Origin of the sequence: Mucilaginibacter robiniae (assembly GCF_012849215.1) — a bacterium.
Taxonomy (GTDB): Bacteria; Bacteroidota; Bacteroidia; order Sphingobacteriales; family Sphingobacteriaceae; genus Mucilaginibacter; species Mucilaginibacter robiniae.
Genome location: NZ_CP051682.1, coordinates 3,885,229 through 3,906,024, shown reverse-complemented (window position 1 = coordinate 3,906,024; position 20,796 = coordinate 3,885,229). Strand labels below are relative to the sequence as shown.

Below are 20,796 nucleotides of genomic sequence, written 5' to 3'. Positions count from 1 at the left end.
CAGCTTTTTTTACTTTTACTGATGAAAAAATTGACTACCCATATTCATCAGTAACTGCATGAAAAGAACCTTTTTATTGATATCCGGACTTGCATTATTAGCTGCATGCAGCACTGCCCGAAAAACTATCATTACGCCTACTAATGCCTCTATCGCTAACAGCGGCAAAGTTTGGGCTTCTTTGTGGCAGCAACGTTCAGCCGAGTACCATGCATTGTGCTTTCAGGCTTATAACATTGCTAAACTACGTTTAGATGAAATTATTAAGCAATCTCCGGGTAAGCCCTACGCTATAGTAACTGATATAGATGAAACTGTACTGGATAACAGCCCTTACGATGTTCAACGTGCTGTTCACAATCAGGATTATGATGCCGCTACCTGGAAGCAGTGGACTGCCCTAGCACAATGTGACACAGTAGCGGGTGCACCTTCATTTTTTAAATACGCAGCTTCTAAAGGTGTTACCGTTTTTTATATTACTAATCGTGATGAAGACGAGCGCACAGGTACCTTAAAGAATTTACAACGTTACCAAATGCCTTATGCTGATAATGAACATTTGCTATTAAAAACAGGTAGCTCCAGCAAGGAAAGCCGTAGACAGCAAGTATTAAAAAACTATACCATTGCCCTGCTATGCGGCGACAACTTGCCCGATTTTGATGCAGCTTACGACAGCCATCCGGCCGAACTAAATCGTCAAGCAGCTACGGTAAACTTATTGTCTAAATTTGGCAGCAGGTACATTATATTGCCTAATCCATCTTATGGTGATTTTGAAGGAGCTTTATTTCACTACAATTATAAGCTCTCCCCTATGCAAAAAGATTCAATAATAAAAGCTAATATCAAAACACCTAGCTTTTAAAATCATCTTTGTTCAAGCAACAGCTTAAGCAAACAAGTGCTTGAGCTGTTTGGTTATACAATCATTACTTCCTATATCTATCAGCATGACTACCATTGAAAATGAATACCTGAAAGTTATAATCAGTTCACAAGGTGCGCAACTTACTTCCATTTATAATAAAGCCGCTCAAATTGAGCACTTGTGGCAGGCTGATGCACAAGTATGGCCTTGGCATGCGCCTAATTTATTCCCTGTAGTAGGAGGTTTGGTAGATAATCAGTTACATGTTAACAGTAAACAATACGCATTAGCACGCCATGGTTTTGCTCGTCAATCAACATTCAGGTTAGTGGAGGCTATTAGTACTCGTGCTGATTTCTCATTATCTTACAGTGAAACCACGCTGGCAGCTTATCCTTATAAATTCATTTTTCATGTAATTTATGATTTGCTGGATAATGCATTGCGCATTACCTACAAAGTAATTAATTCAGATACACAAACTATTTACTTTTCCGTTGGCGGGCATCCGGCCTTCAATGTACCTATGGGCAACCAAGGCCAGTATGAAGATTATTATTTAGAATTTGAATTAACTGAAAAGCTAGAAAAGCATTTATTATCTGCTGAAGGATATTTTACGGGACAAACTTTACCTGTTGTTTTACAGGGAAACCAATTGCCTTTAACTCAAGGTTTATTTAAAGATGATGCTTTGGTCTTCAAGAACATCCAATCTAAACAAATTACTATAAAATCTAAATTGCATGAACATACCTTATCTGTTGAATACCCACATTATAAACATTTAGGTATATGGGCTAAGCCAGATGCCAATTTTGTTTGTATTGAACCTTGGTTAGGCTATGCAGATGACGCAACCCCTGCAACTGATATTAGCCAGAAGCCTGCTATACAAAAATTAGAACCAGGACATGTATTTGAAGCTCCTTATTACATTAGCATCTGACAATATTTTGACATTTTCTAAAACATTATAGTATTGTTAGAGTATTACTAATAATTACACTTAATCAATACCCACGTATGAAAAAGAAAATTTATTTATTAGCTGCAACCCTGATGTTAAGCCTGGGAGCTTTTACTTCACAAGCTTCAACTGTAATTGATGAAAATGGCAAAGTAAACAAAGAAGTTGTTGCCGCCATGACTACAGAGCAGAAACAAGCTCGCGTTGACGAGATTAAAGAGCGTGTTAACGAAATCAAAGCCATGGATAAATCAAGCCTGAACAAAGCTGAACGTAAAGAGCTGAAGTCAGAGCTGAAAAGCATGAAGAAAGAAGCCAATGCACTAGGTGGCGGTGGTGTTTACCTTTCAGTAGGTGCTATCATTATCATCATACTTGTGCTGATCCTGATTCTGTAATAATATCATATTTACTATAAAAAAAGCTCCTGTATAAACAGGAGCTTTTTTTGTTTAGCTTACATTCTCTAGAAAAGAATAGATATATTTAAGCATCCTAAATTATCATACTTATCATGAGAAAAATCGCATTAATTGTTTTACTGTTGTTAAGCTGCAATAGTATACTACATAGCCAAACTATAAAGTATTACAATAACATAAATACCGCTTTAGATGATGCTAAAATACATGCTAAACCAATTTTTGTATATATCGATATACAACATCCAATTCCTCCCAAACCAGGTATAGTTATAATAAAATCAGGTTTGGAAGACCATCAGGTAGCAGCATACTATAATAGAACTTTCATTAATGTAAAACTTAACTACTCTGATTCTACATTCGTATCTTTTAAAAAGATTTATCCTTTAGAGACAAAGGAGTTTCCTATTTATTTATTTTTTGATGCCGAAGGTGGGCTTGTATATAAAGGATTATCTCTTAACAACAGTTTAGGACAGTATTACTTAGATATGGCGCAACAAGCATTAAAGGTGCAAGCATCAGACAAAAACATAAGTAAATATGAAACACTACGCCGACAACATAAAATTGATGCTGCTACCCTGAAGGAGTATATTGCTTTAAAAGAAAAGTTTGGCTTATATAATAATGCTGATTTAGTTGACGAATATGTAGATAAGTTAACCATTGGTGCCTTTAACAACTACAATGAGGTACTATTTATTCTAAATGCAGGTCCTTTAGCGTACGGTAAGGCTTATAATTTATGTTTTAGTAATCGTAAAATTACTGACAGTATTTACAAAACTGAACCATTAGAGATACGTAAAGCTATAAACAACCATATTATAGTAAATACCCGTAATGAAGCAATAAGAACGCGTAACTTTAACTTGGCTATACAGTTATCAAACTTCGTACGAGGTACGTGGTCAAACGATTATGCTAGAGGCAATAAAGCAGCTACTGAAGAGACAATCTATTACTACAATGTTGTAAAAGACACGGCTAACTATTACAGGCAAGCTTCCTATTTTTATGATAACTATTATATGGGGATTAGTGCAGATTCAGCTAGAAGATTAAAAGTCAAAGCGTTAAATGAATTAAAACAAAATAGTACAACTCGGATAAAAACGCTAAATGCTGAGATAAAGAAGAGTAATACATCTATAAATAGTGCAGGCTCCACCAAGCATAAATTAGCATTAATTAGCAGCTCTAGTGTTGGTAATCCAATAAATGATGTAGCCGATATTTTAAACAATGCCGCTTATAATTTTTATAAATTGGATACACATAATCTTAATTACCTTAGCAAAGCATTAGTATGGAGTAAACGATCAATTGAACTTAGTCCCGATACTTGGGCCTATTATGACACTTTAGCTCACATTTTATATCGGCTAAGCTTTTATGAAGAAGCACTGGTTGAACAAAAAAAAGCCATTCAATTAGCTAAGCAAAATTCAATGGCTAAAAGTATGAATCAGGTAAACCCACTAATAACTGAACTCACCAAAATGCAGCAGCATACGCTTTGATTAAAACAACCCTAACTGTCCTTTACTTAAATCAATATCTTCAGGGTTAGTAATTTCCATTTCGATGATCTTAGCAGCTGTAGCCGGATCGGTATCAGCTGCTACTTTTTCTTCACCGTCTGGCTGAGTATCAGCTACTGAATCAGGAGCCGGATCGGGTACGTCAGTATCGTCATCGTGTTCGGCTATCAATTGCACGGTTTGCACCGGGTGTGCTGATAAACGATTGCCCATAGCCTTCATGCCCTTGATATCAATCAAATCAGTTAGGTTTAACTCTACTAATTCCAATATCTGTGTTTTGCCTTTTAACTGTTCTACCTTAACTACCGGCTGAGCTGCACCCGAAACAATAACCAGTTTAGAACCACTTTCTTCACTAATGAAGCTAGTTTGCTTACCAATAGCTGTATTCTCGAACACAAAGCGTTTTACCAAGTAATTTTTCGACTTACCATCATAATGTACTACCGAATATACCTTTTCAGCATCATACTTTTCTATTAAAAGCATTTGCTTATCATCAAAGTGGTTGTTCAAGTCGAAACTGGTTAACTCATAACTACCATTACCGTAAATGATAAGTATTTTATCTTCCCCATCAAACTCACCCAAATAACGGCCCCGGCTGTCGGCATTCAAACGTTTTAAAATATCATCATACCAAATTTTACGTCCAGCCAAAGTAGATACCCCCTTACTTTTGAATACCACCTTTTTAACAGGATATTTGGTTACCTGATTACCAATTGAATTACGGCCCTTAATACCAATTTCGGCAAAGTCCTCATCAAATTGCAGCTTTTTGAGCTTAGCATGTGGTTTCAGTTGTATCGTCACCACCTCAGCCTCGCCATTTGGATTAGCTGTAAAATACAGCACTTTGGTTCCTTTAGTCCCCTTGGTTAAATCATACTCTTTATCGCGAGTTACGCCCACTACCGAGAAACGTTTAATAAAAACAGTACCACTTTCTCCATCTTTGTATAATAGGTTATATACCGTACGCTCGTCGTTCTTTTTAAACACGGCTACATGTATAATATCCTTGCCTACAAAAACTTTGTCCTGCACTTTGGTGATTAAACATTTTCCATCTCCTCGGAAAACAATAATCTCGTCAATATCCGAGCAATCGCAAACGTACTCGTCTTTTTTCAAACCGGAACCCACAAAGCCATCTTCACGATTTACATAAAGCTTTATGTTAGCCAGAGCTACTTGTGCTGCCTCTACCCTATCAAAAGTGCGCAGCTCGGTTTTACGCTCCCGACCTTTACCATACTTTTCCTTCAATTTGGTGTACCAGGCAGTAGCATACTCGGTTAAGTGCTTTAGGTTATGATTTACTTCTTTAATTTCAGCCTCCAAAGCTTTCATTTGCTCATCCGCTTTTTTAACGTCAAAACGGGTTATGCTGCTCATAGGCTTATCAATCAGCTTCTTATAATCTTCAGGCAGAATAGTACGGTAAAACTTCGGGAAGAATGGGGTAAATAAGCGATCCAACACCTTAACCACTACCTCGAAATTACCCGAACTTTCATAATCCGGATGCTTGTACATCCCTTCTTGAATAAATATTTTAAGCAGCGAGCTAAAAAATATTTTTTCTTTTAATTCCTGTAAACGTATTTCCAGTTCCTGCTTCAGTAAGCTTTTGGTATGATTTACACTTTGTATGAGTATGTCATTCACACTCATAAAGTGTGGTTTATCATCCAATATGATACAAGTATTGGGCGATATAGATACCTCACAATCGGTAAAAGCATACAGCGCATCAATCGTTACGTCAGGTGATATACCTGGTGCTAAGTGCACTACAATTTCAACATCCTTGGCGGTATTATCTTCAATTTTTTTAATCTTGATTTTACCCTTATCGTTAGCCGCAATAACGCTGTCAATCAAACCACCGGTAGTAGTGGTGTACGGAACTTCCGTAATAACCAAAGTTTTTTTGTCGCGCTCTAAAATTTTAGCACGAACTCGCACTTTACCACCTCGTTGGCCTTCATTATAGTTAGAGCAATCAGCCAAACCACCCGTCGGAAAATCGGGTACCAAATTGGGTCTGTTGCCTTGCAATACTTCAATAGCAGCATCCAGCAGCTCAATAAAGTTATGAGGTAAAATTTTGGTAGCCAAACCTACTGCAATACCATCAGCACCCTGCGCCAGCAACAACGGGAACTTTACCGGTAAAGTAATAGGCTCACGATTACGGCCATCATAGCTAGCCTGCCATTCGGTAGTATCAGGGTTAAAAACTACATCTAAAGCAAACTTAGATAGACGAGCTTCAATATAACGTGGCGCAGCAGCTGAGTCACCAGTAATAGGGTCGCCCCAGTTACCTTGGCAATCAATCAGCAAGTTCTTTTGCCCTATTTGTACCATAGCATCACCAATAGAGGCATCACCATGCGGGTGATACTTCATGGTGTTACCAATTACGTTGGCAGCCTTATTGAAACGCCCATCATCCATTTCTTTTAAAGAATGCAGGATGCGGCGCTGAACAGGCTTCAAACCATCATAGATGTGTGGTACAGCACGATCAAGAATAACATAAGAGGCGTAATCCAGAAACCAATTCTCGTACAATCCGTCGAGCGGAATAACGTTATGTAGTTTCTCGTTTGAATCTAAAGTATCTGACATTGGATCAATATCTAAATAAAAATGGAATCAGCAAGGGCTAAATCAGCCATCCATTTTGCTAATTTTATTAGACAAATATAAGCAATTTATAGCTAAAGAACGGCTATTTTGCTGCAACTAACGCATGGTATTTTGCGCCTTGGCAGACCGAATCATTTGCCCATAATCCATCTTTTGAACCATAGCATTACAGGTCATAGCAATGCGTTTAGCCCGGGTAGGTTCAGTTTTGGCACTATCAATCCAATTCACAAAATAGCGCCGGTGTGATTCAAGCAAGCTATTGAAATAAGACCAAGCCTCGGGTTCATCAACCAAGCATTCTTGTAAATCATCAGGAACTACAAGCTTAAAATCGGCGTCAACTTCCAAACTTACCTGCAACATGGCACCTTCCCGCTTGCGGATACCCTTGCGTATAGCAGCATTCAATACCAAAATAAAGTTTCCTTCTCCCATTGGCATTAATGCTATTCCGCTGATAGGATATTGATCTAACCGCCCTTTTACCCGGAAAGATTTTTTGTTATCTGGCTTTAACTGGCCAGCTAAATCTGCCGGAATATCAATATAAGTCCACCCTGTTTTTTCGCCTTGCTGACCAAATTTTAAAATTATAGCGGTAAAGTTTATCATGCTGCAATAGTTTATTAAAGCTTTGTTAAAAAGAATAGCTATAAAAGTATCATATGTTAAAGAGTTGTTAAATCTTAATTTTTTATAAAAAATATTGTAACGAACTCAGTATTCACGACGTCATATGAGTATAAAAATAACAACTAATAATTTATAAAACCTTAAAAATCAATATCATGAAAACTTTAAAATCATTTTTACTAGGCTTAACTTTAATGGTAGTTGGCATTATAGCAAAAGCTGATGAACCAGAAGCTGCCAAGTTATCAAAAAACTATGCTATTGCTACTTACATTAACGCCATGGCTCAAGGTAAAACCGAAGGACTAGACAATGTGCTTGACCAAAGCGCCAAATTCAGTATGCTGCGCGGCAAGAAAGTACTTAGCTTTAGTAAAACAGATATGCTGAACTTTATGAACAGCAACGCCAACATAGCACAAAACTGTACTGTAAACACCTCTGTAGTTGAAAAAGAAAGCAACAACGATGTAAGTGTAATTAAAGTAGATATGCAGTATACAGACTTTGTACGCAGCAACTACGTAACAGTTACTAACACCGGTAATGGCTGGAAAATTACTAACGTTTACACAGTATTCAAATAAACCAGTTTGCTTGATCATAAAATAAAAAGGCTGCTCTGTTAAGGCAGCCTTTTTATTTTATTTTACATAAGGTTTTAACACCTTTTCCCATCGGTCATACCCAGTACTTTTCAGGTGTAACAAATCCAATTGAAACAAAGTTGAATCGGGTTCATGAGTTTGTGTGTTAAACAATATTGTGTTTACATCAATATAGTGCATATGGGGTTTACCAGCAATGAAATCAGCAATTTGCTTATCGGCTTGTTTTACTACATTATAAGTACCTGCCCGGCTAGGACTTTGCTTGATCGACATAAAATAAATTTCAGCTTTGGGTAACTGCTCGTGTATCATCGTCCATAAGGTTATAAAATCCTGTGTTACCGTTTGTGCCGATTTACCAGCAGCTATATCATTCTCTCCGGCATAAATAAAAATCTTTGACGGATGATAAGGGAACAACACGTATGGTGTAAAGTATTTTACCCACTGCGATAGTTCAGAACCACCTACCCCGCGCTTGATAACCGGATATCGGCTAAAGCGCTGTTCCAGATCTTCCCAGCGGCGTATAGATGAGCTACCAATGAACAATATGCCATCAGGCTTCGGAAAGCTTAAACTATCCTGATGTTGAAAGGTCTTGATTTCATTTTCAAAAGGAAATTTCTCCTGACCAAGTGCAGGTAAGGTCAGCAACAATGACCACAGCCACATGTACCATCTGTTTTTCATACCGGCAAAGCTAACCTTTCTTCAAAAAACATAAAGGGCAAAAAGCTTTCAATACCCTGAGCAACCCAGATAGCGCCGTTCTGGCAATACAGTATAATTTGAATAGGCCGGCCTTGTTTCTTTTCAAACTCAGCCATTACTTGCAGGCAGGAGCCGCAGGGGGTTATTGGCTTCGAAATTTCAAATTCATTGGTATGAGCCGTAATGGCTATGCTTTCTACTAAATCATCTGGGTAATTTGCACTCCAGTGGAATAATGCCACGCGCTCAGCACATAAACCTGAAGGATATGCTGCATTCTCTTGGTTACTACCATAAATAATTTTACCGCTTTGTAGGCGTAAGGCTGCACCCACTTTAAATCTGGAATATGGAGAATGAGAATTGTTTAACGCATTAACAGCCTCCAGGCAGAGGCTTTTATCAGCAGTACTAAGCTCTTCAAGCGAGTAATACTCCTGAAAAGCTATTTTAATTTCATGATTTGTCATTGAACGCCATTATACCCTTTTAGCAAGGGAAATCTTATTTATTGGTCTGCCTCGCTTTATGCTTTAAAAGCAGGGTGTACAAGATAAACAAGATCTTTTAAATAATTTTGTGTTTAACAAAAATAATACAGTTAGTTAAAGTTAATACATCATCAACACCTGTGCTATTGTTATTACTTTAACTTTTCAACCATAGCGTTAATGACTTGGGTACAATTAATAATATCTTCTTCCTGCAAGTTACTGGCAGCATGAGTGTACATTTCTGTAACCCAAGGAAATAAAGTATCTTTAAGATTTTGCGCATCTTCAGTCAGGTAAATTAGCTTATTGCGCCGGTCGCTCTCATCTTCTACACGGGTAACCAGATTACGTTTCACCAGGTTATCAATCAAATAGGTCATGCTTGATTTATCTTTCAACGACATATATGCAATCTCCTGCTGATTGATTCCGTTTTTTTTCCACAAACACGACAATACTTCCATCATCTCGAAGGTCAGATTGATATTATGTTCTCTCATCTTTACCTGAACATGCTGGCGTAACCGATGCCGCATTTCATTCATAGCCTTACCAAGTTCAACACACAGCTCGGCTTTTGTTGCAACTGTCATGGCTTCAAATTTACAGTTTTCTCATTGGTTAATGAGCGGCATCAGCCATGTTTACTTTGGCTTTTGAAGTTTTAATAAACAGTAACACCACAGGCACACACAACAAAAACATAACTCCTACCCATAAAAATACATCCATGTACGATAGCAGCGTGGCTTGTTTAGTAAGCGCACCATCCAGCATAGCATAAGCAGTTTGCCGGGCTCTGTTCATATCAGCGCCACGAGCCTGAATACTTGCTGCCATTTGTGCTACACGCTGTTGCACATTCAAACTATTATAATCTAGATGCAAGGCCAAATTGCTGCGATGCACTTGGGTTTGACGCGATACAAACGTAGAAATAATAGCCACGCCGAACGAACCGCCTAATTGCCGCATCATACCCGAAAAAGCAGCTCCCTGTCCAATCTCCTGACCTTTTAGTGTAGATAATGACATGGTACTTACCGGTACGGATAGCAGCCCTAACCCGAATCCACGCACAATAAGGGGCCAGAAAAAGTTACTGCTACTAGTATCAGGCGTAATAATTGTGTATGACCAATAACTATAAAAGAAAAACACCGTCATACCAATGGCAATTAAATACTTTTGCGGTACACCGCGTTGAATTAGCTGCGCCACAACCGGCATCATAACTGCCACAAACAATGTACTAGGCAGTTGTAACATACCCGATTGCTGCGCCGTCCACCCCAGTAAAGACTGTGTATATAATGGTATTACGAAGGTGGAACCAAATAAACCAAAGCCCATAATAAATGAAAGCAATACCCCGATGCGCAGGTTACCATTTTTTAGCACCCGTAGGTTTACAATCGGGTAAGCATATTTGAGTTCACGCCAGATAAAAGAAAATATGCCTAGCACCGCAGTTATGGTTAATACAGTAATCAACTTACTGCTATACCAATCTTCCTCCTGGCCTTTCTCCAGTACGTATTGTAATGATGATATACCAATGGTCAGCAAGGCTATACCCCACCAATCAACCTGGCTGATGGGTCTTTTAGCCTCATATTTTGGACTACGCACATATTGCAGGGTTAACAATGTGGCAATAATACCTACCGGAATGTTAATATAGAAAATGTAAGGCCATGCATAATTATCCACAATGTAACCACCTAATGGTGGGCCCAATGTAGGCCCAACAATAACCCCTAATGTATAGATGGCTTGCGCCATAGCACGCTTTTCGGCAGGCCAGCTTTCGGTAATAATAGTTTGTGAGGTTACCAGCAAGGCGCCGCCACCCATACCTTGTATAAATCGAAAAACAACCAGCTCCCATATATTATGAGCGTTGCCGCACAGAAATGAACATACCGTAAAGATGATTACCGAAGCTGCAAAGTAATTACGCCTGCCAAATTGCTGTGAAAGCCAGCTGGTCATGGGTACGATAATGACGTTGGCTAATGAGTAAGCGGTAATTACCCAACTGATTTCATTAAGTGTAGCGCCCAAGTTACCACGCATATCGTTCAGCGCTACGTTAACGATAGTAGTATCTATAATTTCTAACAAAGCGCAAAAAACGGCTGTAATCGTAACAATTACTCGCCGTGGGCCATATTCAACTAAAGATTGAGGTTGCATAACTTAGATTAACTACTTACACAAAGTTAAGTAGTTAATAGTTGATATACAAACTAATTATATATAAAAAAGCTATCTTGATAACCTCAATGTGATTATTAGATTATTTCCTGAAATATTTTTTGCTTGCTAACAACAATCCAAACTCCTCAGACGGCAACTTTCCTGTTGATTTATGATGAATTTTGTGTGCCCGACGAATGCCTAGCAAATAGTTATTAGTAGTTTTAAAAGATTTAAAACGATTGTGAATAAACCAATCGTGAAAGATAAAATAGATAGTACCGTACAGACTGATGCCAGTTCCTATCCAGAAGCGGTAATCTAAAGAAATATGTCCTTTCCACATCAGCCACAAGGCTAATGCCGCAAACCCTAAACTAAATACATCATTTAATTCAAACCAGCTATGTCGGGCTTGGTGGTGCGTTTTGTGAATAAACCACAAAGGACCATGAAACAGGTATTTATGGATAAACCACGACAAGGCTTCCATACCTGCAATGGTAAGCAATACAATAGCTATATTGATGATATAATTCATAGTTGATAATTCATGGTTCATAGAACAAATAACTCTATGAACCATGAACTAATAAATTAAATATGTATAGCTCTGTTTTCGGTAGCCGCTAAACAGGCTTCACGAATTGCTTCAGTATAGGTAGGGTGAGCATGGCTCATGCGCGATACATCTTCGGCACTGGCGCGATACTCCATAGCTACTACACCTTCAGCAATCATGTCCGCTGCACGCGGACCAATCATGTGCATACCTAAAATTTCGTCAGTCGCAGCGTCAGCTAAAACTTTTACAAAACCATCGGTATCCATGCTGGCACGGGCTCGGCCGCTAGCCTTGAATGGGAACGAACCTGATTTATATTTTACACCTTTTTCTTTTAACTGCTCTTCGGTGTAACCTACGCTGGCAACCTCTGGCCAGGTATATACTACACCCGGAATCAGGTTATAATTGATGTGTGGTTTCTGGCCAGCTATAATTTCAGCCACAAAGGTACCTTCATCTTCTGCTTTGTGAGCCAGCATAGCGCCACGAATTACATCACCAATAGCATACACCCCTTTAACAGTAGTTTCCAGATGCTCATCTACTGTGATTTTTTTACCGCGCTCTTCAACAGTAATACCAATATTTTCCAAGCCAAGACCATCAGTGTAAGCCACACGACCTACACCTACCATGCAATAATCGCCTTTCAGCTCCATCTTTTCACCTTTAGGGCTATCAAAAGTTACGGTTACCTCATTACCATCGCTGGTAGCGCCGGTAACTTTATGACCCAAGTAGAATTCCACACCTAGTTTTTGCAGTATTTTCTGCAATTCTTTGCTCAGGCTGCGATCCATAGTCGGGATAATGGCATCCATAAATTCAACTACTGATACTTTAACACCTAAACGGGCATAAACTGAACCTAATTCTAAACCAATAACGCCACCACCAATGATCACCAAGTGCTTAGGCAGTTCAGGTAGGTTTAATGCTTCAGTTGAAGTAATAATGCGTTGTTTATCTATTTTGATAAAAGGCAGGCTTGATGGTTTAGAACCTGTAGCGATAATTACGTTTTTGGTGGTCAGCGTTTCTTCGCTGCCGTCAGTTTTTTTAACAACAACAGTGTTTTTATTTTTAAACGAACCTACGCCCTGGTAAGAATCAATCTTGTTTTTCTTGAATAGGAAGGTGATACCACCAGTAGTTTGTGCTACTACTTCATTTTTGCGATTTACCATCTGTGCGAAATCAACCTGCAAATTTTCCAGATTGATACCGTGAGTTTTGAAGGTATGCGCGGCATTGTAATAATGTTCAGATGAATCCAGCAGTGCTTTAGAAGGAATACAGCCCACGTTTAAGCAGGTACCGCCAAAAGTGCTGTATTTTTCAATACAAGCTGTTTTTAAACCTAACTGGGCACAACGGATAGCAGCTACATAGCCGCCCGGACCCGAACCTATTACGATAACATCATATTGCATAACAGTAGTGTATTTTGTTGGTAGTCAAAGGTAATATTACATTGGATATTACCCGTAATTTTTTAGTAAAGTTTCGTCTAGGCATTGAACGGCGATAAATTAACTGGGTTTGGCGTGCAGTTCATTACACATGCCGGATAGTACAGGTAATAAGTTACACGCAGTATGCTACACCAGCAATGATGCATTAAAATATTTCTTTATTTTAGTCATCTAACCATGCCTGACCTATATGGAACAAACTTCACCTGTCATCATCCCGTGGACTACCACACAGACTTGGACCTTTCGTTTTTTATTCTTGTTCTTTATCTTACTTATTCTAACAGAACCTAACGCCGGTGCGCCGATGCTTCAACCTTTTTATCAGTATTACATACAACCTGTACATTGGGCAATAACCTGGCTGGCAGCAAATGTATTGCATCTGCCCGAACGTATCAACACCTTTACCAATGGAAGCGGCGATACTACTTATGATTATCTGGTGGTATTCTCGGTTGCAGTTCTGTCGTTAATCGGCACCATAATTTGGTCGGTGATCAAGCGCGGGCCCTGCAACTACTATAAACTTTATTATTGGCTCACAGTTATGCTGCGGTTTTATGTAGGCATTACTATGATTGCCTACGGAGGTGTTAAAATTATCAAGCTTCAATTTCCGGCTCCCGGATTATACCGTCTACTGGAGCCTTACGGAGACTCATCCCCCATGGGCTTAGCCTGGACGTTTATGGGCTACTCTAAAGGCTATAACTACTTCACCGGTTTAGCCGAGCTGAGTTGCGGCCTCTTGCTGCTGTTTCGTAAAACAACAACACTGGGCGCTGTAATCGCACTCACCGTAGCAGCTAACATCATGGCTATCAACTACTGCTTTGATGTACCGGTTAAAATTATCTCTACGATGCTAGTTGTAATGACCTTATTTATCCTGGGAAGGGATTTTAGTCGTTTCATCAACTTCTTTTTTTTAAACCAGACTGTCCAGCCAGCAGTGCTTACGCCTATGCGTTTTAAAAAGCGATGGAAAAACATAACGCTTATCACGCTCAAATACCTGCTTATCACTTATGTAATCGTTATCACTGCCTACGCTTGTATAAAGGGTATGACTTTGTACGGAGAAAGAGCGCCGAAGCCCCCTTTGTATGGCATCTATAATGCAGAAACCTTTATCCGAGGACACGACACCATTGCTCCATTAATTACAGATGGAACCCGTTGGCGTCGATTAGTAATCAGCGGGCAGAACTATGCCCAAGTGTACTTCATGAATGATAGTACTCTGAATTACATTTTCAAAATAGATACATCAGCAAAAAAAGTTTTTCTGTATAATTATTCAGATAGTGCTCAGAAATATGTGTTAAAATATATTAAATCGGACCCAGGTGTATTAAAACTTGAAGGTAAACTTCTTAGCGACACCGTGCAAATTACCTTACGCCGGTTTGATGAGAAAAAATTCAGGTTAAACAGCCGGGGTTTTCATTGGGTAAATGAATATCCGTTTAACCGCTAATTGTAACAGAATTATGTACAATCGGCAAAAGCCCGATATACTCATTATCTTAGGCTGCTGAACTCAATACTATTAATTAAATGAAGAAACTTTGCACTTTTTTTGTCGCGGCGTTGATGGGCTATGCCTACCAAGCTCAAGCGCAGGGCATGATGAATAATAGCTATGCCCGTGAGCATTACACCAAAAAAGATGTTTACATCACCATGCGCGATGGCATAAAGCTATTTACATCTATTTATACCCCTAATGATGCTTCGGCCAAGCACAAATATCCTATTGTAATGCAGCGTACGTGCTACAGCATAGCGCCTTATGGTGCCGATAAAATTCCACCCCGTTTAGGTCCGTCTGATATTATGATGCACGAAGGTTACATAGTAGTTTACCAAGATGTACGAGGACGTTATAAAAGTGAAGGTACCTGGACTAACATGACCCCAGTTGTACAACATAAAACCAAAAAAGATGTAGATGAAGGCACTGACACTTATGATACCGTTGATTGGTTAGTAAAGAACGTAGCTGGTAACAACGGCCGTGTAGGCCAGTGGGGCATCTCTTATCCGGGCTTCTACACCGCTGCAGGTATCTTGTCAAACCATCCGGCATTGAAAGCTTCATCACCGCAGGCACCTATTTCTGATTTTTGGTTTGATGATTTTCACCATAACGGTGCCTTGCTTGAATCGTATTTTTTCACCTACCCTGTTTTCGGTGTACAGAAAAAGGATACCACCAGCAAATCATGGTATGATGCACAAAATATTAAAACCGGTACTCGTGATGGTTACCAGTTCTTGCTGGATATGGGACCGCTTGCTAATGCCGATAAGTATTACAAAGACAATTTTTATTGGCAAGAAACTGTAAACCACCCTAACTATGATGAGTTTTGGCAAAAACGTAGTCTGCCCCGCCACTTTGGTAAAGTGATGCCTGCAGTAATGTTTGTAGGCGGTTGGTACGATGCCGAAGATTTGAGCGGCCCGCTGGATATGTTTAAACGCATTAACAAAACAGATGCATCAGCTTACAACACCATTGTAATGGGTCCGTTTGGACATGGCCGCTGGTCTCGCGAAACTGGGCATACCATGCACAGCAACGTTTACTTCGGTGATAGTATTGCCACTTTCTACCAACGCAACATTGAAGCTAAGTTTTTCAACCACTTTCTGAAAGGCTCAGGTGATAAAAATTCTGGTTTGCCTAAAGCTTACATGTATGATACTGGCAAAAAAGAATGGGAAGAATTCAACCAATGGCCAGCCACCAACGTATCGCATGAGAAATTGTATCTGAGTGCCGATGGCAAGTTAGATAGGAATCAACCATCAGGCAGTAACTCTATGCAGTTCATCAGCGACCCGATGAAACCAGTACCTTATACTGAGGATAATACCACAACTATGGGCTTTACACCGCACAACTATATGAGCGAAGATCAACGCTTTGCGGCCCGTCGGCCGGATGTACTGGTTTACCAAACCGATGTATTACAAAATGATGTTACGTTGGGTGGCGAAATTATGTCGCACCTGAAAGTGGCTACTACCGGTACTGATGCAGATTGGGTAGTGAAATTAATTGACGTTTATCCACCCGATGAGCCGAACAACCCATACATGCCAAACAAAAACATTATCCTGAGTAATTATCAACAAATGGTACGTTCGGAAATCATGCCGGGTCGGTTCCGTAAAAGCTTTGAAAAACCAGAACCTTTTACCCCTAATCAAAAAACGGATGTTCCGGTACGTTTACAGGATGTACTGCATACCTTTAAAAAAGGCCACCGTATCATGATTCAGGTACAAAGCACGGATTTCCCGCTATTTGCTCGCAATCCGCAAAAGTTTGTGGAAAACCCATATAAGGCTACACAAAGCGACTTTATCAAAGCTACTCATACCGTGTTTGAAGACAGCTATATTGATGTAGAGGTATTAAAATAACGTATAAAGTCAGGATTATAGAAGTAAAATGTTATTGCGAGGTGTTAGTACGCTTCACAATAATATTACCAAGAGACAGTAAAAATCATGAAACTAAAAACCATATTTTTCGGAGCAGCTACGGCTGCTCTTTTTTCGTTACAATCCAGTGCCCAATTGATGGTGCCTAAAGAAAAGTTTACCCGTGCCGATACACTGCGCGGTATGCTCACTCCATTGCGCATTTGCTATGATATTAACTATTACCACCTGGATGTTAAATTTAACATCGATCAGAAATTTATCAGCGGTAGCAATTTATTCAAGTTTACAGCAACTCAAAATTTCACTAAGTTACAATTTGATTTATTTGACAACCTTAAAGTAGAAAAAGTACTGTACAAAGGCCATGAGGTATCTTTTACCCGAGAGTTCAATGCTGTTTTTGTTACTTTTCCACAAACTATAAAAAAGGGTAGTCATGATGAGTTTACCGTGTACTATTCCGGCAACCCTACTGTTGCCAAACATGCTCCTTGGGATGGTGGCGTGATTTACACCACCGATTCATTAAGTCATGCTTGGGTAGCTACAGCTTGCCAAGGTATGGGTGCTAGCGTTTGGTGGCCTACTAAAGACCATCAGTCTGACGAAGTAGATAGTATGCTGATCAGCATCAGCGTACCAAAAGGACTTACTGATGTATCAAACGGACGTTTACGTAAAAAAACAGAATTACCTGATGGTTATACAAAATTTGACTGGTTTGTAAGTAACCCCATCAATAACTACGACGTTGCAGCTAATATTGCCGACTATACCCACTTTGGTGATACCTATGCTGGCGAAAAAGGCAAGCTAACTTTAGACTATTGGGTACTCAGCTACAACTTGGAGAAAGCGCGCAAGCAGTTTAATGAAAATGTACCACGCATGCTTAAAGCATTTGAATACTGGTTTGGCCCCTACCCTTGGTATGAGGATGGATATAAATTAGTAGAAACACCACACTTAGGTATGGAACACCAAAGCGCTGTTGCTTATGGTAATAAATACCATAATGGCTACCTGGGCCGTGATTTATCAGGTACAGGCATTGGTTTAAAGTGGGATTACATTATTGTGCACGAAAGCGGCCATGAATGGTTCGGTAACAACATCACCTCAAAAGATATTGCTGATATGTGGATACATGAGGGCTTTACTGATTATTCAGAATCGTTGTTTATTGAAACTTATTATGGTAAACAAGTTGGTCAAGAGTATACCTATGGGCTAAGAAAAGGTATCCGGAACACTGAGCCTATTATCGGCCCTTATAATGTAAATAAAGAAGGTTCGGGCGATATGTACAACAAAGGCAATAACCTGTTGAATACCGTACGCAGCATTATTAATAATGATGAAAAGTGGCGGCAGATACTACGTGGCTTGAGCAAAACCTTCTATCATCAAACTGTTACCACGCCACAAATCGTAAACTACATTAACCAGCAAGCAGGCATGAACCTAACGACTGTATTCGACCAATATTTGCGCTATCCTAAAATACCTACGCTTGAAGTTAAGTTTGAAAACGGCAAAGCTTACGCAAAATGGATAGCTGATGTAAATAGTTTTAATATGCCTGCTAAAGTACGTGTTAAAGGCGGCGAATATAAACTTATACACCCTACTACCACTTTTAGCACCATTGATTTAGCTGCCGCTAATAAAGATAATTTAGAGATAGATACTTTTGATTATTACATTGATGTAAAGATCGATTGAGTAGTAAGTAATAAACAACAAAGGCGCATCCGTACAGGTGCGCCTTTGTTGTTTAAAATGCTTTGGTCTATTATAAAATGTCTACGCAACTTTAGTGAATAAACTTTTGAAAAGAGAAGTCAGGATGACGCATCTCTATCTCGTTCTTGCTTGATTCAAGTTGTGCTTCTGTTGCATAAACAAACATTCGTTGCTCGTAATCTTTGATGGCATCCTGTATAGTTTCGTACTTTCCGCTGCTAAGGTTCTCAGCTAAAGTTAACGCATCCACCAGCCCGGTATTTACTCCTTGGCCTGCAAAAGGCGGCATTAAATGTGCAGCATCCCCAATAAGCGTTATGGGTAAAGAGCGATCATTTTTCCAAGGTTGATCTAATGGCAGCTTTCTGGTTGGCAATCCCCAAAAATAAGATGTGGCACGGAATAATTGCTGGTAACGTTCATCCCAACCAGAGAACCTGTTAGAAAGAAAGGCACGAATGCTGTTTGTATTTTGGAAGTATAATCCACTATCACTTGCCCAGTCTTCAGGCTTTCTAAAAATTACGCCATAAGTTAATACACCGTTGTTGTTGGGGTTTGCTACTAACAAATTACCTTGATGTGCGGTCATTAATCTGTAACCATCGCATAATTGATAAAATTCCGGGCATTGTATTTCAGGTTGAGGCACATCTCCTTGTATGATAAAAGTTCCGGTATCTTCAACTTCAGTATCCGTAATGTAACCTCTTATTGTAGACATGCCTCCATTGGCCCCGATAACAAAATCAGCAGTTGCATTAGGCTTATTTTCAAAATGCAACAACCATTTTCCATCGTACTCTTCAAGCTTTGTACATTTGCTATCCCAAACAACAGTATCGCAGGTTAAACTATCGAGCAACAGAGTTCTTAAAGTGTTCCTGTTTATCTCTGGATTATCAAACTGATTTTCTGGCGTAGTTTCTCTTGTGGACAATATTTTGCCTTGTTCGTCGGCCATGATTATTCCCATAGGTAAGGCCATGGCATAGTACTGTTCCAATAAACCGGCTTTTTCCATAGCTTTTTGCCCCGAACTTTTATGCAAGTCGAGTGTACCGCCCCAAATTCTGGCTTGTGCGTCTTTATCTCTTTCATAAACAGTTACCTCTATACCTTCTTGCTGTAACAGTCGGGCCATTGTCAGCCCTACTGGACCAGCACCAAGAATAGCTACTTTTTTATTTTTAAATAACATGATTTTGCATTGTTTAATAATCTATTAAGTACAAAACTCTGAAACGCTTATCTGCCAAGATTGTACAAATGCGACAAAATCATTATCAACAGCCCCTCTCACGAACTCAGCAAAGCATTGCAGTGTATTAAAAAGGTGTTGTTTGCAAATTTCTTTTCCGAATAGCCTCTTCGGTTCTGGGAATAAAAGATTTGTTTACATTCATTTGAGCAGTGGCTTGCACTTCCTCCACAAACGGACGTAAGTTTTTGTTATAATCCTGAAACGCTAGTTCAAAATTTTCACTGTGCTTTTCTAAAGCATCAGCTAAGGTTGCAGCACCAACCATTGCCAGTGATGCACCCATACCTGAAGCGGGTGAAGCACAATAACCAGCATCACCTATTAAAGCTACCCTGCCATTCGTCCACGATGGCATTTTTATTTGACACAGTTTATCAAAATAGAAATTTTCTGAATGCTTTACTTCTTCCAGCAACTCTGTGGTTCTCCAACTCTGCTTAGAAAACTGCTCCTCAATAAACTTTCTTTGTTGCCCGGCATCACGGTAATCGTATGAAATTTCTTGTTCTGAAAAGAAACAAAAAGTAATATCAGTCTTGCTGTTGTAAGCATTCAGCATAATTGCTTTATCAGGCACATTATACATTTGCATCGTATTATCTTTAATCAAGGTTTTATTCACGATGCTGATAGAAAAGTATATTCCCAAAAAATGGGTGTGTTCTGCTTCGTGACCAAACCAGATTTTCCTTACGCGCGAATGTGAACCATCGCAGCCTAATACCAGATCAAATGCACGCTTGGAGCCGTTTGTGAAAATGGCTTGTATATCATCTTTTGTTTCCTCTAACGCTGTTATACTAGTACCGAAGATAAACTCCACATTACTTTTTAAAGCATCAAACAAAATGGCTATCATTTTATCACGCTCAATTTCAAGATGCTCATCCTGACCGGCATGTTGTATATTCTCGCTTTTTAGCACTATTGATCCTTCGGTAACATCGTCTGAATTCTTGAATTCCACTGCTTCCAGATTTAGTTTGTTTGATTTAATTTGTTCAAACATTTGCATCCTTTTTGCAACATTTACCGCTGTTCCACAAACATCAACGGGCGTACCACTGGTTCGAGGTTCGTTTGCTATTTCAACAACAGTTACCTTGTAACCTAATTTATTCATCCAATAAGCGGTTGA

At 39.3% G+C, this 20,796-nt stretch carries 18 protein-coding genes; 8 read left to right on the top strand and 10 right to left on the bottom strand.

From position 1 onward, the window contains the following. Positions 1-58: 58 nt before the first annotated feature. The 4 genes from HH214_RS17100 to HH214_RS17085 all read left to right on the top strand — a co-directional run bounded on the left by HH214_RS17100 (position 59) and on the right by HH214_RS17085 (position 3,795). Positions 59-871, top strand: a complete 813-nt coding sequence (locus HH214_RS17100; RefSeq protein ID WP_169609665.1) for a 5'-nucleotidase, lipoprotein e(P4) family — start codon at positions 59-61, stop codon at positions 869-871. A gap of 85 nt (positions 872-956) precedes the next feature. After that, positions 957-1,823 carry an aldose 1-epimerase family protein gene (locus HH214_RS17095; RefSeq protein ID WP_169609663.1) on the top strand — a complete coding sequence of 289 codons (867 nt, stop codon included), beginning with the start codon at positions 957-959 and terminating at the stop codon, positions 1,821-1,823. A 77-nt stretch (positions 1,824-1,900) separates the two neighbouring features. After that, positions 1,901-2,242: a hypothetical protein gene (locus tag HH214_RS17090; protein ID WP_169609661.1), complete on the top strand. Its 342-nt coding sequence runs from the start codon at positions 1,901-1,903 to the stop codon at positions 2,240-2,242. Positions 2,243-2,358: 116 nt separating this feature from the next. After that, on the top strand, positions 2,359-3,795 hold the full coding sequence (locus HH214_RS17085; protein ID WP_169609660.1) for a hypothetical protein: 1,437 nt from the start codon (positions 2,359-2,361) through the stop codon (positions 3,793-3,795). Here the strand turns inward: HH214_RS17085 and HH214_RS17080 are convergent, their stop codons facing one another. Beyond that, the gene (locus HH214_RS17080) at positions 3,796-6,462 is read right to left on the bottom strand and encodes a DNA gyrase/topoisomerase IV subunit A (protein ID WP_169609658.1); all 2,667 of its coding nucleotides are present in this window, start codon (positions 6,460-6,462) and stop codon (positions 3,796-3,798) included. A 117-nt stretch (positions 6,463-6,579) separates the two neighbouring features. After that, on the bottom strand, positions 6,580-7,098 hold the full coding sequence (locus HH214_RS17075) for a YdeI/OmpD-associated family protein (RefSeq protein ID WP_169609656.1): 519 nt from the start codon (positions 7,096-7,098) through the stop codon (positions 6,580-6,582). Between the two features lie 176 nt (positions 7,099-7,274). Here HH214_RS17075 and HH214_RS17070 point away from each other — a divergent pair, with 176 nt between their 5' ends. Then, complete coding sequence (locus HH214_RS17070) at positions 7,275-7,706, top strand: nuclear transport factor 2 family protein (RefSeq protein WP_169609655.1); 432 nt, start codon at positions 7,275-7,277, stop codon at positions 7,704-7,706. 57 nt (positions 7,707-7,763) lie between these two features. Here HH214_RS17070 and HH214_RS17065 read toward each other — a convergent pair whose 3' ends face one another. The 6 genes from HH214_RS17065 to lpdA form a co-directional block, all read right to left on the bottom strand. Further along, positions 7,764-8,423 carry a GDSL-type esterase/lipase family protein gene (locus HH214_RS17065; RefSeq protein ID WP_169609653.1) on the bottom strand — a complete coding sequence of 220 codons (660 nt, stop codon included), beginning with the start codon at positions 8,421-8,423 and terminating at the stop codon, positions 7,764-7,766. After that, entirely contained in the window at positions 8,420-8,914 is a 495-nt protein-coding gene (locus HH214_RS17060; protein ID WP_169609651.1) for a cytidine deaminase, read from the bottom strand. Before HH214_RS17060 ends, HH214_RS17065 begins: the two co-directional genes overlap by 4 nt. A gap of 173 nt (positions 8,915-9,087) precedes the next feature. After that, complete coding sequence (locus tag HH214_RS17055) at positions 9,088-9,531, bottom strand: MarR family winged helix-turn-helix transcriptional regulator (RefSeq protein WP_169609649.1); 444 nt, start codon at positions 9,529-9,531, stop codon at positions 9,088-9,090. Between the two features lie 28 nt (positions 9,532-9,559). Further along, on the bottom strand, positions 9,560-11,137 hold the full coding sequence (locus HH214_RS17050; RefSeq protein WP_169609647.1) for a DHA2 family efflux MFS transporter permease subunit: 1,578 nt from the start codon (positions 11,135-11,137) through the stop codon (positions 9,560-9,562). Positions 11,138-11,240: 103 nt separating this feature from the next. Beyond that, entirely contained in the window at positions 11,241-11,681 is a 441-nt protein-coding gene (locus HH214_RS17045; RefSeq protein WP_169609645.1) for a sterol desaturase family protein, read from the bottom strand. Positions 11,682-11,737: 56 nt separating this feature from the next. Further along, the gene (gene lpdA / locus HH214_RS17040) at positions 11,738-13,141 is read right to left on the bottom strand and encodes a dihydrolipoyl dehydrogenase (protein ID WP_169609643.1); all 1,404 of its coding nucleotides are present in this window, start codon (positions 13,139-13,141) and stop codon (positions 11,738-11,740) included. Between the two features lie 232 nt (positions 13,142-13,373). Between lpdA and HH214_RS17035 the strand changes: the two genes are divergently transcribed. The 3 genes from HH214_RS17035 (at position 13,374) to HH214_RS17025 (ending at position 18,373) form a co-directional block, all read left to right on the top strand. Further along, positions 13,374-14,666, top strand: a complete 1,293-nt coding sequence (locus HH214_RS17035; RefSeq protein ID WP_169609641.1) for a hypothetical protein — start codon at positions 13,374-13,376, stop codon at positions 14,664-14,666. 80 nt (positions 14,667-14,746) lie between these two features. Further along, positions 14,747-16,624, top strand: coding sequence for a CocE/NonD family hydrolase (locus tag HH214_RS17030; protein WP_169609638.1), 1,878 nt, complete (start codon positions 14,747-14,749; stop codon positions 16,622-16,624). Positions 16,625-16,711: 87 nt separating this feature from the next. Further along, positions 16,712-18,373, top strand: a complete 1,662-nt coding sequence (locus tag HH214_RS17025) for a M1 family metallopeptidase (RefSeq protein WP_169609636.1) — start codon at positions 16,712-16,714, stop codon at positions 18,371-18,373. A gap of 91 nt (positions 18,374-18,464) precedes the next feature. On the opposite strand, the gene HH214_RS17020 is transcribed toward HH214_RS17025, so the two are convergent. Continuing rightward, on the bottom strand, positions 18,465-19,595 hold the full coding sequence (locus HH214_RS17020; protein ID WP_169609634.1) for an FAD-dependent oxidoreductase: 1,131 nt from the start codon (positions 19,593-19,595) through the stop codon (positions 18,465-18,467). A 127-nt stretch (positions 19,596-19,722) separates the two neighbouring features. Continuing rightward, the gene (locus HH214_RS17015) at positions 19,723-20,781 is read right to left on the bottom strand and encodes an FAD-dependent monooxygenase (protein ID WP_169609632.1); all 1,059 of its coding nucleotides are present in this window, start codon (positions 20,779-20,781) and stop codon (positions 19,723-19,725) included. Between the last annotated feature and the right edge of the window lie 15 nt (positions 20,782-20,796).

Bases quoted from the DNA above. Each gene is read 5' to 3' on its own strand.
- HH214_RS17100 (WP_169609665.1), top strand. From the start codon at position 59: ATGAAAAGAACCTTTTTATTGATATCCGGACTTGCATTATTAGCTGCA.
- HH214_RS17095 (WP_169609663.1), top strand. From the start codon at position 957: ATGACTACCATTGAAAATGAATACCTGAAAGTTATAATCAGTTCACAA.
- HH214_RS17090 (WP_169609661.1), top strand. From the start codon at position 1,901: ATGAAAAAGAAAATTTATTTATTAGCTGCAACCCTGATGTTAAGCCTG.
- HH214_RS17085 (WP_169609660.1), top strand. From the start codon at position 2,359: ATGAGAAAAATCGCATTAATTGTTTTACTGTTGTTAAGCTGCAATAGT.
- HH214_RS17080 (WP_169609658.1), bottom strand. From the start codon at position 6,462: ATGTCAGATACTTTAGATTCAAACGAGAAACTACATAACGTTATTCCG.
- HH214_RS17075 (WP_169609656.1), bottom strand. From the start codon at position 7,098: ATGATAAACTTTACCGCTATAATTTTAAAATTTGGTCAGCAAGGCGAA.
- HH214_RS17070 (WP_169609655.1), top strand. From the start codon at position 7,275: ATGAAAACTTTAAAATCATTTTTACTAGGCTTAACTTTAATGGTAGTT.
- HH214_RS17065 (WP_169609653.1), bottom strand. From the start codon at position 8,423: ATGAAAAACAGATGGTACATGTGGCTGTGGTCATTGTTGCTGACCTTA.
- HH214_RS17060 (WP_169609651.1), bottom strand. From the start codon at position 8,914: ATGACAAATCATGAAATTAAAATAGCTTTTCAGGAGTATTACTCGCTT.
- HH214_RS17055 (WP_169609649.1), bottom strand. From the start codon at position 9,531: ATGACAGTTGCAACAAAAGCCGAGCTGTGTGTTGAACTTGGTAAGGCT.
- HH214_RS17050 (WP_169609647.1), bottom strand. From the start codon at position 11,137: ATGCAACCTCAATCTTTAGTTGAATATGGCCCACGGCGAGTAATTGTT.
- HH214_RS17045 (WP_169609645.1), bottom strand. From the start codon at position 11,681: ATGAATTATATCATCAATATAGCTATTGTATTGCTTACCATTGCAGGT.
- lpdA (WP_169609643.1), bottom strand. From the start codon at position 13,141: ATGCAATATGATGTTATCGTAATAGGTTCGGGTCCGGGCGGCTATGTA.
- HH214_RS17035 (WP_169609641.1), top strand. From the start codon at position 13,374: ATGGAACAAACTTCACCTGTCATCATCCCGTGGACTACCACACAGACT.
- HH214_RS17030 (WP_169609638.1), top strand. From the start codon at position 14,747: ATGAAGAAACTTTGCACTTTTTTTGTCGCGGCGTTGATGGGCTATGCC.
- HH214_RS17025 (WP_169609636.1), top strand. From the start codon at position 16,712: ATGAAACTAAAAACCATATTTTTCGGAGCAGCTACGGCTGCTCTTTTT.
- HH214_RS17020 (WP_169609634.1), bottom strand. From the start codon at position 19,595: ATGTTATTTAAAAATAAAAAAGTAGCTATTCTTGGTGCTGGTCCAGTA.
- HH214_RS17015 (WP_169609632.1), bottom strand. From the start codon at position 20,781: ATGAATAAATTAGGTTACAAGGTAACTGTTGTTGAAATAGCAAACGAA.